A 15,113-nucleotide genomic window follows, 5' to 3' on the forward strand; every position below is an offset into this window, starting at 1 on the left:
TTAATGCAGCAATTCGTTCATCAGTTCCTCTACAATGTGAGGATTGGCAAGCGTGGACAGGTCACCCAATTCGTCCATGCGGCTGACATTGCGACAGGCAATCTGGCGTAGAATGCGGCGCATGATTTTGCCGGAACGGGTTTTGGGCAGATCCGACACCCACTGCAGCACATCCGGTTTGGCAATGGCGCCAATCGCGCTTTTGACTTGCTCCATGAGCTGATCGTACAACTCGTCGCTGGGCTGAAACCCACTTTTTAATGTGACAAAAACGTGAATGCCCTGGCCTTTAATTTCATGCGGCACGCCCACAGCGGCGGCTTCAGCCACATAGGGATGGGCAACAACGGCGCTTTCGATTTCCGCTGTCCCCAGACGGTGCCCGGCCACGTTTAAGACATCGTCAATGCGCCCGGTAACCCAATAATCTCCATCCGTATCGCGTCGCGCACCGTCCCCCGTGATGTAATAGCCATTGTCCACGTAGCCTTTCAAATAACGGTCATGGTTACTGGCTATGGTTCTGGCGATGGATGGCCAAGGGTATTTCATGGCCAGTGCGCCTTCCCCGGCTCCCTTGATTTCATGCCCTTCTTCGTCGAGCAGGACAGGGTGGATACCGGGTAAAGGCTGACAGGCGGCACCGGGTTTAGCCGTTTCCGGATTTTGCGGGCAAATCATGATGGCGCCGGTTTCGGTTTGCCACCAGGTATCCACAATCGGACAGCGATTAAGGCCAACCTGCTCTTTGTACCAGAGCCAGACTTCCGGGTTGATGGGCTCCCCCACTGAACCCAACAGGCGCAGGCTTTGACGTGAGGTGCCCTCAAGCCATTCATCCCCGGCTCTTTTTAAGGCACGTATGGCGGTGGGCGCTGTGTAGAACACATGAACATGGTATTTATCAATGATTTTCCAGCAGCGTGACGGGTTCGGCGAGTGAGGGACACCGCCAAACATCAGGGTGGTGGTGCCATTGCACAAAGGACCATAGACCACGTAACTATGACCGGTAATCCAACCCACGTCTGCGGTACACCAGAAAATTTCATGCGGCTTGCAGGCAAAAATATGGCGGTGGCTGAATGCGGTCTGTACCAGGTAACCTCCCGTGGTATGTACTAGCCCCTTGGGCTGACCGGTGCTTCCGGAAGTATAAAGAATAAAAAGAGGATCCTCGGCATCCATGGGTTCGGGTTCACAGCGGGAATCCACCGTGTCCCGCAACTCATGCCACCAGTAATCGCGCTCACCATCAAAAACAACCGCGCTTTGGTTATGTTGAATCACCAGGGTTTTCAACGGTAAATTGCGGCTGGCTTCATCGGCTTGCGATTTAAGCGGGTAAAGCTTGCCGCCGCGGTGATAACTGTCGGCCGTGATCAGCAGTTTGCAGGCAGACGCTTCAAGGCGTTGCGCCAGGGCTTGTGACGAAAAGCCGGCAAATACCACCGTGTGCACGGCCCCAAGACGCGCGCAGGCCAGCATGGCAATGGCTGCCTCAGGAATGAGCGGCAGGTAAATACCGACTTTATCACCTTTTTGAATGCCTAGGGATTTGAGTACGTTGGCCATCCGACAGACCTCTTCATACAGCATGGCAAAGGTCAGGATTCGTTGTTGGTGTTCTTCATCTCCCTCCCAGATAATCGCCGCCTGATTGGCTTTTTGCGGCAAATGCCTGTCGATGCAATTGAAGCAGACGTTGAGTTTGCCGTTGACAAACCAGCTCAGATCACCAAACTCGCCGGTAAACACCTGCGTCCAGGGCTGTTGCCATATCAAGGCCTGAGCTTGCTGCTCCCAGAAGCGGGCTACTTCAGCAGGCAGCGTATCGATCACGGATTTTCTCATGATGCCACGCACTCCAATGATTTGATGATGGCTGAAAAATCCAGTTCGCCAAATCCTTGTTGGTTAAATTGCTGGTAGATGGCGGTGGCCTTTGCCGCGAGCGGTGTTTCCACCCCGGCGACTTTGGCGCTTTGCTGGGACAGGTTTAAATCCTTAAGCATCATGGCGGCGGTAAATCCGGGTTGGTAGCCGCGGTTGGCTGGAACATCCGGCAGCAGGTTGGGGACCGGGGCATACTTGCTCATTGCCCAGCATTGGCCGCTGGAGCTGTTAACGACTTCAAATAACTTGTCGGCGGCGAGGTGAAGTTTTTCAGCCAGGACAAATGCTTCAGACACGGCAATCATGGAGATGCCGAGGATCATGTTGTTGCAGAGTTTTGCCGCCTGCCCGCTGCCGGCTTCACCGGTGTGGATAATTTTTTTACCCATGGCGGTTAAAATCGGCATCGCCCGATTCAACGCCGCCGTTTCGCCGCCTACCATGAAGGTCAGCGCGCCTGCCTCTGCGCCAGCCACACCGCCTGAGACGGGGGCATCGAGTGCCAGCAGCTGATTGGCTGATGCGTGTTGATGCAGTGCACGAGCGCTTTGCACATCGATGGATGAGCAATCGATGTGCAGCGTGCCTTTTGCCTGCGCATACAGCCCGTCATCCCCCAGGCAAACGCGCTTAACCTGCTCGCCGGTTTGCAGCATGGTAATCAAACAGTCGTTTTCCCGCGCGGCGTCGCTGATGGATGCGGCGCGCAACCCCCCGGCATTGACCAGGGCCGTGAGCGCCTCCTGCTGCAGGTCAAAACCGGTTACTTCATGTCCGGCTTGAATCAAACGGATGGCCATGGGTAAACCCATATGACCCAGACCGACAAAACCAATCCGTGCCATGTTCTCTCCCTCATAAACAACCGGCCCCAAAAGCCGGCTCACTGTTAATTAATCATGTATCGGCATGACAAACGCACTGGTATTCGATGGGCTTACAGGCCATTTACTGGTCACTGTTTTGCGGCGGGTGTAAAAATGGATGCTTTCCAGCCCATGCATGTTGGTATCGCCAAAGGAGGACTGTTTCCAGCCGCCAAAAGGATGGTTGGCGACAGGAACGGGAATAGGGACATTAATACCCACCATGCCCGCCTGCACTCGTTGGCTGTACTCGCGCGCACTGTAGCCGTCGCGTGTGAAAATGGCGGTGCCATTGCCGTATTGGTTGCGATTGATGATCGCCAGCGCCTCATCCAGGGTGTCAACGCGAACAATGCATAAAACCGGTCCAAAAATTTCATTCTGATAAATGGACATGGTTTCCCTCACGTGGTCAAAGAGGGTAGGGCCCAGGAAATAGCCCTGCGGGTATTTGGCATGGCGGAAAGCGCGGCCATCGATCACCAGCGACGCTTTCTCATGGATTCCTGCATCAATGGCTGCCACCACACGCTGTTTGTGGGCCTGACTAATCAAGGGGCCCATTTCGCTGTGGGGGTTGTCGCCTGCGTCCACACGAATGGCATGAATGAGCGGCGTGAGCTTGTGCAGCAACCGATCCGCCGTCTCATCACCGACCGCCACCACGACCGAGAGCGCCATGCAGCGCTCGCCAGCAGATCCGTACGCCGCACCGGTAATCGCCTGGGCTGCTTGATCCAAATCCGCGTCCGGCATCACCACGCAATGATTTTTCGCGCCGCCGAAGGTATGAGCGCGTTTGCCATTGGCCGCGGCGGTGCGGTAAATGTATTCCGCAACTGGCGTTGAAGCCACCGCGGTAAAGGCTTTAATATCCGGGTGATGCAGCAGACAATCCACGGTGGACTTATCGCCCTGAACACAATTGACCACCCCTGGAGGCAGGCCGGCATCGGCTAACAATTCCACAAGGCGCAGTGGCGCTGAAGGATCCTGTTCCGACGGTTTTAAGATGAAGGTGTTGCCGCAGGCAATGGCTGGGATCATCATCCACACCGGCACCATCACCGGAAAATTAAACGGCGAGACGCCGGCACAGACGCCCAGCGATTGCCTGAGCGTATGGCAATCCATGCCGGTGGCCACGTTGGCGGAAAAATTGCCTTGCAACTGGCTGACAATGCCGCAGTGCAACTCCACTACTTCAATGGCCCGCGCAATGGATCCTTTGGCATCTTCCAAGGTTTTGCCATGTTCACGGGTAACGACATGGGCAAGTTCGGTTTGATTTTTTTCCAGCAGCTCCCTGAACTTAAACAGCACGCGCGCACGTTTTATCGGGGTGGTTTCTGACCAGGACTCCCAGGCCGTTTGGGCTGCCTGAACGGCAGCATGACAGGTTTCCTGCGCAGCGATTGGCACCTGTCCAATGGCTTCGCCCAGAGCAGGATTGTAAATGGGGCGCTGACTTTCGTTGTTGTGGGTATAAATTTTACCATTGATGTAGTGATCTACTGAGTAAACCATGATTAAACTCCTTTTAAAAACAGTGTTTTTCAGCAAAACTCAGTCTGTGTAAGCAGTAATCGTGACCTGGTAGGTTTTGTCGTCAGTGGTGTGGGAACTGCGTGTCTCAATGACTTCAACACGTTGGTATTCGCCTGCTTTTTGCAGCGCCTGAGCCAGGGCATCGTCCAAACCGGATTCAGAGTAGCCGGTGAAATCGTTGGGTTTAACTGTGGTCATCCTTTTAGGCCTGTTTGCTGAAGTGATGATCAGTGTAGCATGAACAAAATGATTTTCTTAATAAAAACATGAACAATAAATTGTTTATGCGTTTGATTTATTCAATAATAAAGGACCAGTGCAGGTAAAGGAATCATAGCGATGGGAAAAAAAACAATCTTACGCGTCGAGGATGGCGTCAACCTCAGCGAAACACAGTTAAATAATTTAAAGGAAATAACAGGCGGGGATTTCGATATTCAGCAGGCCTCACTGACGGCTGATTTGCAACGCAGTTATCAACTTCGTGCAGACTCATTTAAAGACGCATTTTCTCTGATAGTCAAGTCCGTTTCCAGACAATCGAAAGCATCATTTAACAGTGACTCTTATCTGGATTGGGCTAAAAACGAGTTCGTTTTTGCACAGGGGTTATCCAGGGACCAATACGAAGAAATTCTTACAAAATACACGCGTAAATTACTTGAAGCATTGGTCACGCACTGGCTCAGTCATGTCAAGCTGGAACACCGTTGGGGGGAAGCCATTGAACTGCTTAATAAAGCGGAACAATACCATCTCATGATGACGGGGCGCCCGGATTTGGCCACGCTGACACCCATCACCATTCGTGGAGAAGCCCATTTTATCCTGCAAAAGGACACGCAACTGCCGCCGTTGACTGACGAGACGCGCGATGAGCTTGAAAAAATAAAGGCATCGGTGTTGTCGACTACACCGGACTGGTTTCGTGCCTTGCCGGTTCACCAGCAAGTGTATCTCCATGGTCTGCAACCTACGCCAACCAAACTGGGGATGTTAAAAAGCAGTGTGAATGACTTTATGCTGCATTGGAATGAGCTTAAAAAAGATAAAAACCTTGAAAATGAGTTACTGAAAATTAAAAGCCAGAGTGACGTAGTTCCGTCCTGGTTTTCTTCGCTGACTTCTGCTCGCCGGGAGTTCCTCTTGGCGGTGCTTCGTTCGTCTTCAAATCCGTTGGTTGATGTCAGTCAGGCTTTGGACGGCCTCAATCAGCTGGTTGATGAAATGCAGACTGGAAAACACGTCAACCCACATCATTTAGCTGAACTTGCCGAGCTGCCATTCTGGTATGTTTGCCTGCCTGACTATGAGCAGCAATTATTAAAACATGTCTTAAAAAGCAATAAAAACATAAACGAAGTGACGTCCTTTTTACCCAGTCGTTTGCGCACACTGCCGGGGGTGCCCAATTTTTGTGAGCATCAATTCATGATACTTAATAACCAGGCCCAGGTCCTTGAAGCTTATGAGGGACGGTATCGCTCAAGCCATGCGGGATCGCGGGAGGTGAAGGACTATCCTGAACAGGTCAGTCGGCTGCATACCCAGCGCAACGGGGCACGGATTCGCGAAGCCACCCTTGGCAAGGGTGGTCGAAAAAAAATGCTGCTGCAAACCTTAATCAGCCCGGTTCCCTTTTCAGAGGGATTTATTCCGGATCGTTATCTCGAAGCGCAGCGTCAGAAAGTGGTGGGAACCCTAAGACAGGAAAGCAAGGGTAAAAATATCGATATATTCACGTCCAACCATCCGTTTAATGTGGCCCGCTATGTTTTATGGACATCATCAAAAGATACGGAATGCCTGGCGCTTTTGGACAGCGCGCGTGAATTGTTAACCTCTTCCCGCCTTGAAAAGCGCATTGACGAGTTGAACCTGCAGGATAAGGAAAAGCAGGCGTTAACCTCACTTCTCAAGCAGAACGTCGCGTTCATTGAAAGCAATAAAAATCCAAAAGATTATTCCACATTGAGTAACCTTGCGACCAGACTGGACCTGAGTCAGGTGAATCTATCCGTTTTGGAATGGCAGGACCTGGTTAAACAAGCCGTTGAAGAGATTAAGACGTTAAAACAGGCACCGTCTTTTGTGCAAGGACCGTTGACCCAGCCTGCTCAAGTCAGGCAGGCATTGATCAATCTGCTCTACAGCGCAAAAGACAATTTAACCTGGTCGGATTGGCAGCCGCTGTTTGCCCAGCAGCTTCATTGGCATTCGCTGGCCAATAAGCCCAGGGCGGCGTCTACCCTGATTACGGATGTAAGCGATCTGGCCTTATTGGCGAATGAATACGAAGCCACTCTGAAATCCGGCTGGGGTACGGCAACCTTTTTCGATTACAATGGCCGTGAACTTTTCTTAAGCTCGTTAGAAAACCTGCTGATGCTCAAAATGCAGGGCGTGAGCTATGGATCCTGCGTCAGCGGAAAAGATCGCAAGGCAATCGAAGCCATTCATACGGATGCGATGTTGTTATACCGCTACATTTACGGTTACTGGCCCAGTTACAATGACACAGGGCTTGAACGCAGCCAGTTTGTGAACCTGTTTGCGAAAATCTACCTTAGCCGGCACCAGCATATGCATGCCGGGCAAAATGCACCGGGTTCTGAAGGCTTGAAAACGCCGGACGTTTATTTACCGGCGGATATAGCGCAAGCTATCCGGGATTTATCGGGACAGCCTGACATTCTGACGCGTGATGACTGCCTGGCCAGTAATAACGAGGTCAAACGGGTAGTTATAGGCTCAAAACAGCACAGTGACAAGGTTGCCATTGATATTGAGGCGGCAAAAAAACTGTCAGAAAGTCACCGTGTGGCGCTGCTAAACAAGTTAAAGGCGTTAATGGGGCAGAAGAAATACTGGCACAGCAAGACGACGGGCTTGGGATGGGGCTGGAATGCACCGGCAGGGATTAGCAAGATTAAGTGCATCCTTGACCGCTTTGATTCCACCCAGCATATCTCCTCTTCAGAAACGATCCTGGCTGAGATCTACGCAGTGGTCAGGGAAAGGCCAATGACGAACTCCAAGCGCGACGAAGCAACACAAAAACTCTATGCCTTGATCCGCGAGCTCTGTGTGAGTAAATATCCTCAGTCGATTATTGATGTGGCGCTGTCTAGGCTGGATTCCATTAAGGAGGAATCGTTTTCTATGAGCAATGACACCACGACTGGAGTAAAATTATAAACACGTTACTCTGACTTCAGCGACGCCGAAGTCAGAGTCCTCAGAGGATGTGTTCGAGGCCGTAGTACAGGCCATCGAGTTGCTGGACTTTTTGACAACAGCGCACGATACCCGGCATAAAACAGGCGCGATCAATGCTGTCATGGGTGATGGACAGGGTTTCGCCCAGGGAACCAAAAACCACCTGCTGGCGGGCGATGACGCCAGGTAGCCTGAGTGAATGAATGCGGATATCCTGATGTTGACAACCGCGCGCACCTGTAAGCAACTCATGCGTGGCTGAAGGCTCTATCGTTGTCTCTCTGGCTTTAGCAATCATTTCCGCTGTTTTTAAGGCGGTACCTGACGGCGCATCGTATTTTTGCGGGTGATGCGCTTCAATGATTTCAACATCGCTCAGGTAGCGCGCCGCTTCGGCCGCAAAGCGCATCATCAGTACAGCACTGATAGAAAAATTGGGCGCGATAATGCCGCCAAGTTTGCGGGCATGGCAGAGTTCAGTCAGGGCGGCAATTTGTTTATCCAGCAAACCGGACGTACCAATGACTGGATGCGCCCCACTTTCAATGATGGCCAGACTGTTCTCAAACACACTGTCGGCACGAGTCAAATCAACAACAATGGCAGCCTGTGTATCAACGATGGCGCGGCGAAGATCATCCTTGCGCGTCAATGCACCCACCAGCTCAAAATCAGGATGCTGTTGAATGGTGTCGCAGGCCAGGCTGCCCATTTTGCCCAGGGCGCCATTTACGATAACGCGTGCCGTCATGTGTTTCTCCATAAAATAAGAAGGGTAGTCAATCAGCGGGCAGAGGCCGGCTTTTCAGATTCTTTAAGGACACGCATCGCCCAAAGGCTAGCGGGTATCCAGCCAATGATAGACGCCTGCATAATCAGAGCCATGACGGCACCACCCGGGTTATCTTTAATCAGCAGAACAAACCATGGAAAAGCCACTGATAAAAAGAAAAAAAACAGTCGTTTCATCGAATAGTACTCTGTTGCAACGATAAATAAAGTATACACTGATCGAATTTCATTTGGCGAATCCTTAAGGAAGCAGGGTAACGTCTTGCAATTGATTGCCAAACATTGTACATTGCATGCGCATTTTGCAATGAACGTGGTATCCAATTGGTTTGCAATAGGCCACTCGCAATTTCAATACAGTCTCTCGACAAACAGGCGGCATTGTTCCTATTGTTCGATTATTCAACAAGGTTTTAGCATGAGAAGGCAAGCACTTCATCCTCTTACAGCAGTAATTAACAAATCTCAAAAAAACCATTCCAAACGGGCCCGGCACGAGGCCTTAAACTGGCTGGCAAAAAAATTCCCGGAGGCCTTTGATAACAGTCAACGTATTCAACCGTTGAAAACCGGCATTATGGATGACATCCTTGCTTTTGCTGAGGAAGCGGCTGAAGCCGGTTTATCCAAAAGTAAGTTGCGTGAAGCCGTGGTTATTTTTACCCGCCGTCTCGATTACCTGGCCTGCCTTAAAGCCCGGGAAATGCGGGTTGACTTACAGGGGAATCCCGTATCGGTGGTCACTGAAGACGAGGCGGAGCGTGCGGCAGCTAAAATCAAGCGGCGAATTGAGAAGGGACTTAAAAACGCGCGTAACACCGCGGAAGCCAAGGCAGCACCTGCCACGCCAGTGAAAAGCGACACTCAGTCCCCTCTCTATCCTCAAAACGCTAGCGACTATGCGTCCCAATACGCTGAGCGTTTATCCGCCTACAGTGCATCGGGTCCTGAGGCCGTGATGCAAACCAAGCGCAGTGCGGCGGTGATTGTCAAGCACCGTAATGTCAAAAAAACCTATGATCCCGAGGCCGTTGCCCGCCTGAAAGAAAAACTGGGTTTATCCCGTCGCGAGGAAGAGAAAGAGGCCAGCAATTAGCGACACACAGGCTTAGAAAGAGCCTAAACCGGGCTTCTATTATTTAAAGCGCAAGGTATTGAAAAGACATCGTGCCCCCAAATAAACACGGTGTGAGGTTGACAGTAAGGCTTTATTGTCAGGCCAGAATTCTTCGGCATTGATGCGATAGATAAGGCCGTGAGCATTATGCCAGTTCCAATTGGATGCAGAGCCAATGCGCATGCGGTAAGGATAATGCCTTTTAACCTGTCGGTTGACGCGACTATTCATGCTGCCATAAGGGTAGATGAATGTGTCGGGTGTGTAACCTGTTTGTTGCTGAAGCCGGTGTTTGGCGGCAACCACCTCGGTTTCAAGGCAGACGTCTTCGGCTGTCAAATGCTGGTGGGTCATGCCGTGCACCGCCGGAATAACCAGCCCGGATGAAACCATTTCATTGATCTCTTTCCAGGTACATAAGGTGGCATGGCTTTGATAAGATGCCATGGCCTCCGCATAAGGCACGCCAAGACGGGTTGCGTCATCGAGTGTTGTGTCTTCCAGAATAAGGCCTACCGGAATAGCCAGCACTGCTTTGATTTGGTACTGCTTCAGCAAAGGGAAGACCTCGCGGTAAAAATCATAATAGGCATCGTCAAAGGTAAGACAAAGGTTGACTCGCTGTCTGTTCAGGGACTCCCCGGGAATCACAAACGGGTAGTGTCCAGCCAATTGCTTTAAATGCTGCTGGAAAGCCAGGACGCGGTCTGGGAGTGAAAGATTTGAAACACGATGGTACATTAAAACAACTAGCATGCCGTACTACCTGAAACAACTGAATTTTCGCGTGGAGAAGGCTTTTTTTCCAGAGACTCGCCCAAGGCAATGGCGGCAAAAAAAACCAAAAAATCCCCGGTATTGGAAAATAACAGGAACGAGTCCGACAGGTTGGCGACGAGGAAGCTGCAAAGCAAGGCAATCATCATCGGCCGCATGTCCTTTAAGCGTTGGCTGGCGTGAAAAAAAGCCAGAAAAAAGAAAAATAACACGGCAAGGCCAACAACACCGTACTCTGCCGCCATGAGCCAATACTGGTTATGCGGATCCAGCAGGTTTTTCCCCCAGGCAGGAATAGGCTGCTCCTGTCGGTAACTGTAAGTAAATCCGGCGGTGCCTGTGCCCCAGAGCGGGTGGGCTAAAAACAGTTTTTTTGCATACTGGTGAAATTGAAGCCTGAAACCGACGGAGGTATTTTTATTATTCCCTTCCTGGTAATTCTGCACGTCATGAACCATGGCTTTAAAGCCCGTGTTAAGCGCCATGCTGTGGTAGGCTACCAGCAGTGCGAAAGGTAAAATAATAAGGAAGTAGAAAGGTATTTTACGTGTCGGGATGTTTTGCCATAAAAACAGGGCCAATAAGACGGAGTAAATCACATACCCCGTTCGACCGGTATTAATAAACAGGGTTTGATAACTGAACAGCAGGGCCAACAGGCTGTAACTTAAACGCAATGCGGTGTTTTTATGGTTCAAGGCCAGATTGGCACTTAAAAAGGCGGCAAAGGCCATGTAAAACCCGGTCACAATGTGGTTATGAAACACAGCCCCGGGATCATTGACCGGATTCATGGTTACCCAGCCTAAGGCTTTGAAAAAGGAAATTAACAAGGTAAGGGTCATGGCCGCAAGGAATGCGTGAATTGCGAACCAGCGAAGGCGCTCACTCTGAAAAGCAAGAGCGATTAAGGGGATGAATAAAAATTTGGAATACTTGTTGATGAAAATCAACTTGCTTTTTAAGTCAGCTATGCCAGTCAACGCGCCAAGAAGGACTAAAGCAAACAGGAGGACGATGCCATAAAACCAGGGTTCGCGGATGATTTTGCTCAGTTGACGGCGTATATCGGGGCTTAACAGGGCGACGACGAGGCCGCTGATTAACGCGATGGATTTTAAGGTCATGCTAAGCGGCAGGGTAAAAATACTCAAAACAAACAAAAGCGCAGCAATACGTTGCAAATGAACTTGTTTGAAATGGAACACACACCACCTTTACACTTTACGCTAATCGAAGCGGGATCATACCATAGCTTCGATTAGCAAAGCGAATATGCCTGTCTTAAGCATGATGCGCATTATAACTGAACAATTTCCATGCAGTTAGTTCCCCCCGCCTTGCCGATAGTACTGCCGCGGGTCAACAACACATACCCATGGGCTTTAAGCAGGGATTTGTGTTTTAACTGGTTGACCACCCAGGCATTCACTTCCTGGACAGGGATGTTGTGGTAGGGCAAAAGGATGGGGGAGACGTTATTCACCAGGCACAGTTTACCCACGGTGCGTTCATTGGCTGTAACCGCAAAAATGGGGACATTGCTGAATTGACGCGACATCCAGATGGCGCTGGCGCCTGATTCCGTCATGGCGATGATCGCTTTAATGGGGAAGTGATTGGCGGCGTGCATGGTTGCCATGGCAATGGCCTGATCGGCGCGGTGATAATGGCAGGTTTCCTTGTCCGCTGTGTACAAAAACGACGTGTGCTTTTCCGAGCTTAGGCAGATTTTTTCCATCATGGTAACCACTTTGACCGGAAATTTGCCCGTTGCCGTTTCTGCTGACAACATGACGGCATCGGTGCCATCGAGGATGGCATTGGCGACATCCGACACTTCAGCCCTGGTCGGCTGCGGGTGGGTGATCATCGATTCCATCATTTGCGTCGCGGTAATGACCACTTTATCGAGCCGCCTGGCCTGCTCAATGATGCGTTTCTGAATGGCCGGCACTTCAGCCGCCCCCACTTCCACGCCCAAATCTCCGCGTGCCACCATGACGGCATCGGCCGCATTGATGATGTCAGTGAGATTATGCAAGGCTTCGGTGCGTTCAATTTTAGCGATAATGGGAACGTCCGGTGCGCCTAAGTCAGCCAATAACTGCCTGGCTTCCTGAATGTCATGCCTGTCTTTGACAAACGACAGCGTCAAGTAATCGATATCAATACTGACAGCAATACGCATGTCGTCGCGATCCTTCTCCGTTAAGGCTTTAGCAGCCAGACCGCCGCCGCGACGGTTTAATCCCTTGTTGTTTTTAAGCACGCCGCCTTCCAGCACCTCGCAAATGATTTGCGGTGGTGCGACCGACGTGACTTTGAGTTCAATCATGCCGTCATCCAGCAGCAGCAAATCGCCAGGCCTCACTTCATAACACAGGTTTTCATAGGCGACGCTCACCCATTGTTCATTGCCCAGGGCTTTGTTGGCGCAGTCTAAAATGAATGATTGGCCATTGACTAACGTTATGTGGTTGTGTTCAAAACGGCCGATGCGAAGTTTGGGTCCCTGCAGATCAGCCATGACAGCAATGGGACGTTCCAGTTCAGACGCAATGGCTTTGGCTTGTTTGATGGTATCGAGTACGCTCTTGTCGGCGTGAGAAAAATTCACGCGGAAAACATCAACCCCTGCGGCAATGATGGCGCGCAGGGTGTCAGGTTGACTGCAGGCAGGGCCTAAGGTGGCAACGATTTTAGTTCGACGGTTCATGGGCACGCTCTTCCAGAATAGCTACGGCAGGTAAGGTTTTGCCTTCGAGATATTCCAGAAAAGCTCCACCTCCTGTGGATATATAGGAAATCTGCTCATTGAGATCATACAAATCAATGGCAGCCAGGGTATCACCGCCGCCGGCAATGGAAAAGGCGTTGCTGTCGGCGATGGCGATGGCAACGGCCCGGGTTCCATAAGCAAACTGCGGGAATTCAAAAACGCCGAGAGGTCCATTCCAGATAATGGTCCCTGCTTCTTCAATGATGTCGACATAATGGCTGATGGTATCCGGACCAATGTCCATGATCATGTCGTCAGCCGCGACGCCATTTAAAGATTTGTTGAATGCCGGGCAATTGTCACTGAATGACTTGCCCACCACCACATCGGTCGGCAGAGGGATGTTGCAGCCTTTGGCTTCCGCCAGGGCTAAGACGGTACGTGCTTCATCCAGAAGGGATTCTTCGTACAGGGACATGCCGATTTCATAACCTTGCGCTTTTAAAAAGGTATTGACGAGACCGCCGCCCAAAATCAAATGATCGACTAAGCCCACCAGCTCACGAAGCAGGGACAGTTTGGTTGATACTTTGGAGCCGCCAACGATTGCCACAATGGGCTTTTTGGGATCTTTAAGCACATGCTCCAACGCCTCAAGCTCACTCACCAACAAGGGGCCGGCAGCCGCCACGGGGGCGTATTGCGCCACGCCATACGTTGACGCGTGTGCACGGTGCGCTGTTCCAAAAGCGTCCATGATAAAAATATCGCACAAGGCGGTGAGCTTTTTCGCCAGCACGTGATCATAGGCTGTCTCGCCGACATTGAAGCGGACATTCTCGCAGATCACGAGTTCACCCGGCTTTACCTCTACACCGTTGAGGTAGTCACTGACAAAGCGAACTGGGTAATCAAGATGTTGATCCAGGTAGTGTGCGACAGGCTCCAATGAAAAACGTTTGTCAAATTTCCCTTCCTCCGGCCGTCCCAGATGGGACAGGACAATGACGGCAGCGCCCGCTTCCAGGGCGGCTTTAAGGGTGGGCAACGCGGCTTGCAGGCGTTGATCGCTGGTAATCAGTCCATCTTTAATGGGAACGTTTAAATCTTCGCGGATTAATACCCGTTTTCCGCGCAGATCCAAATCACTCATCTTGATTAAATTCATCATCCTGTCCTTAACGATTCATCATGCAACTGGCGGTATCGAGCATGCGGTTAGAGAAGCCCCACTCGTTGTCATACCAGGCCACCACTTTAACCAGGTTGCCCAGAACTTTGGTTTGGGTGGTATCAAACACGGCAGAGGCCGGGTAATGATTGAAATCGCAAGACACCAGCGGGTCATCGCTGATGTGCAGAATGTCGCTTTTGGCACGGCGCATGATGTCATTGACTTCGTTGACTGACGTTTCACGCAATGGTGTAAAGGTAAAATCAATCACGGAGACATTCAAGGTCGGGACCCGCATCGCAAAGCCATCAAGTTTGCCAGCCAGTTCCGGTAATACCAGACCCACGGCTGCAGCGGCGCCGGTTTTGGTTGGGATGATGGATTGGGTGGCTGAGCGCGCACGGCGCAGATCGTTGTGGCTGCCGTCTAACAGCATCTGATCCTTGGTGTAGGCATGCACGGTGTTTAACAGGCCATGATCAATACCAATGGCATCGTGCAGCGGCTTGACCACGGGGGCTAAACAGTTGGTGGTGCAGGAGGCATTGGACACGATAATGTCGGTGGCCTGCAGGGTTTGATGGTTCACGCCGTAAACAATGGTGGCATCGGCGTTTTTACCGGGGGCGGAAATCAATACTTTTTTAGCCCCGGCTGCGATATGTTGCATGGCGGCATCACGGTTGGTGAAATGGCCGGTGCACTCCAGCACGATGTCCACGTTCAAGTCTTTCCACGGTAAGGCTTTGGGATCGCGCTCGGCAATCACGCGAATCGGGTGGCCGTCAATCAACAGCCTGTCGCCCTCGACACGGACTTCGCTGGCAAAGCGGCCATGTGTGGAGTCAAAACGGGTCAGATGGGCTGTGGTTTCAATCCCGGACAAATCGTTAATGGCCACGACATCAAATTCATTCTGACGTCCGTACTCATAAATGGCTCGTAACACACAACGGCCAATACGCCCATAACCATTGATAGCAATTTTTATCGTCATTTCAC

The 15,113-nt window shown here is 51.1% G+C and carries 13 protein-coding genes; 2 read left to right on the top strand and 11 right to left on the bottom strand.

Translation table 11 applies throughout. From position 1 onward, the window contains the following. The 4 genes from acs to GH742_RS00835 are packed head-to-tail and all read right to left on the bottom strand — an operon-like array spanning position 1 to position 4,508. Positions 1-1,854: an acetate--CoA ligase gene (gene acs, locus GH742_RS00820; RefSeq protein WP_203455733.1), complete on the bottom strand. Its 1,854-nt coding sequence runs from the start codon at positions 1,852-1,854 to the stop codon at positions 1-3. Then, positions 1,851-2,741 carry a 3-hydroxyisobutyrate dehydrogenase gene (gene mmsB / locus GH742_RS00825; protein WP_203455734.1) on the bottom strand — a complete coding sequence of 297 codons (891 nt, stop codon included), beginning with the start codon at positions 2,739-2,741 and terminating at the stop codon, positions 1,851-1,853. The genes acs and mmsB overlap by 4 nt, the downstream gene beginning before the upstream one ends. Before the next feature lie 48 nt (positions 2,742-2,789). After that, a complete protein-coding gene (locus tag GH742_RS00830) occupies positions 2,790-4,289 on the bottom strand; it encodes a CoA-acylating methylmalonate-semialdehyde dehydrogenase (protein WP_203455735.1) in 1,500 nt (499 codons plus the stop codon). Between the two features lie 39 nt (positions 4,290-4,328). Beyond that, a complete protein-coding gene (locus GH742_RS00835) occupies positions 4,329-4,508 on the bottom strand; it encodes a hypothetical protein (RefSeq protein ID WP_203455736.1) in 180 nt (59 codons plus the stop codon). Between the two features lie 141 nt (positions 4,509-4,649). Here GH742_RS00835 and sidP point away from each other — a divergent pair, with 141 nt between their 5' ends. Further along, positions 4,650-7,508, top strand: coding sequence for a Dot/Icm T4SS effector PI-3-phosphatase SidP (sidP, locus tag GH742_RS00840; protein WP_203455737.1), 2,859 nt, complete (start codon positions 4,650-4,652; stop codon positions 7,506-7,508). Between the two features lie 40 nt (positions 7,509-7,548). Here the strand turns inward: sidP and dapB are convergent, their stop codons facing one another. Both dapB and GH742_RS00850 read right to left on the bottom strand, forming a co-directional pair. Further along, positions 7,549-8,280 (bottom strand): 4-hydroxy-tetrahydrodipicolinate reductase, encoded by a 732-nt coding sequence (gene dapB / locus GH742_RS00845; protein ID WP_203455738.1) that lies wholly within the window; start codon positions 8,278-8,280, stop codon positions 7,549-7,551. Positions 8,281-8,312: 32 nt separating this feature from the next. Further along, positions 8,313-8,498, bottom strand: coding sequence for a hypothetical protein (locus GH742_RS00850; RefSeq protein WP_108291412.1), 186 nt, complete (start codon positions 8,496-8,498; stop codon positions 8,313-8,315). 241 nt (positions 8,499-8,739) lie between these two features. Between GH742_RS00850 and GH742_RS00855 the strand changes: the two genes are divergently transcribed. Continuing rightward, a complete protein-coding gene (locus GH742_RS00855; protein ID WP_203455739.1) occupies positions 8,740-9,417 on the top strand; it encodes a ProQ/FinO family protein in 678 nt (225 codons plus the stop codon). A gap of 39 nt (positions 9,418-9,456) precedes the next feature. Here the strand turns inward: GH742_RS00855 and GH742_RS00860 are convergent, their stop codons facing one another. The 5 genes from GH742_RS00860 to gap form a co-directional block, all read right to left on the bottom strand. Next, positions 9,457-10,194 (bottom strand): polysaccharide deacetylase family protein, encoded by a 738-nt coding sequence (locus GH742_RS00860; RefSeq protein WP_203455740.1) that lies wholly within the window; start codon positions 10,192-10,194, stop codon positions 9,457-9,459. Beyond that, complete coding sequence (locus tag GH742_RS00865; RefSeq protein ID WP_203455741.1) at positions 10,188-11,423, bottom strand: O-antigen ligase; 1,236 nt, start codon at positions 11,421-11,423, stop codon at positions 10,188-10,190. The genes GH742_RS00860 and GH742_RS00865 overlap by 7 nt, the downstream gene beginning before the upstream one ends. 92 nt (positions 11,424-11,515) lie before the next feature. Further along, positions 11,516-12,934 (bottom strand): pyruvate kinase, encoded by a 1,419-nt coding sequence (pyk, locus tag GH742_RS00870; RefSeq protein WP_203455742.1) that lies wholly within the window; start codon positions 12,932-12,934, stop codon positions 11,516-11,518. Then, positions 12,918-14,105 carry a phosphoglycerate kinase gene (locus tag GH742_RS00875; RefSeq protein WP_203456795.1) on the bottom strand — a complete coding sequence of 396 codons (1,188 nt, stop codon included), beginning with the start codon at positions 14,103-14,105 and terminating at the stop codon, positions 12,918-12,920. Before GH742_RS00875 ends, pyk begins: the two co-directional genes overlap by 17 nt. 10 nt (positions 14,106-14,115) lie before the next feature. Then, entirely contained in the window at positions 14,116-15,108 is a 993-nt protein-coding gene (gene gap / locus GH742_RS00880; RefSeq protein WP_203455743.1) for a type I glyceraldehyde-3-phosphate dehydrogenase, read from the bottom strand. Between the last annotated feature and the right edge of the window lie 5 nt (positions 15,109-15,113).

The organism is Legionella sp. MW5194 (assembly GCF_016864235.1).
GTDB lineage: Bacteria > Pseudomonadota > Gammaproteobacteria > Legionellales > Legionellaceae > Legionella_C.

Bases quoted from the DNA above. Each gene is read 5' to 3' on its own strand.
- acs (WP_203455733.1), bottom strand. From the start codon at position 1,854: ATGAGAAAATCCGTGATCGATACGCTGCCTGCTGAAGTAGCCCGCTTC.
- mmsB (WP_203455734.1), bottom strand. From the start codon at position 2,741: ATGGCACGGATTGGTTTTGTCGGTCTGGGTCATATGGGTTTACCCATG.
- GH742_RS00830 (WP_203455735.1), bottom strand. From the start codon at position 4,289: ATGGTTTACTCAGTAGATCACTACATCAATGGTAAAATTTATACCCAC.
- GH742_RS00835 (WP_203455736.1), bottom strand. From the start codon at position 4,508: ATGACCACAGTTAAACCCAACGATTTCACCGGCTACTCTGAATCCGGT.
- sidP (WP_203455737.1), top strand. From the start codon at position 4,650: ATGGGAAAAAAAACAATCTTACGCGTCGAGGATGGCGTCAACCTCAGC.
- dapB (WP_203455738.1), bottom strand. From the start codon at position 8,280: ATGACGGCACGCGTTATCGTAAATGGCGCCCTGGGCAAAATGGGCAGC.
- GH742_RS00850 (WP_108291412.1), bottom strand. From the start codon at position 8,498: ATGAAACGACTGTTTTTTTTCTTTTTATCAGTGGCTTTTCCATGGTTT.
- GH742_RS00855 (WP_203455739.1), top strand. From the start codon at position 8,740: ATGAGAAGGCAAGCACTTCATCCTCTTACAGCAGTAATTAACAAATCT.
- GH742_RS00860 (WP_203455740.1), bottom strand. From the start codon at position 10,194: ATGCTAGTTGTTTTAATGTACCATCGTGTTTCAAATCTTTCACTCCCA.
- pyk (WP_203455742.1), bottom strand. From the start codon at position 12,934: ATGAACCGTCGAACTAAAATCGTTGCCACCTTAGGCCCTGCCTGCAGT.
- GH742_RS00875 (WP_203456795.1), bottom strand. From the start codon at position 14,105: ATGAATTTAATCAAGATGAGTGATTTGGATCTGCGCGGAAAACGGGTA.
- gap (WP_203455743.1), bottom strand. From the start codon at position 15,108: ATGACGATAAAAATTGCTATCAATGGTTATGGGCGTATTGGCCGTTGT.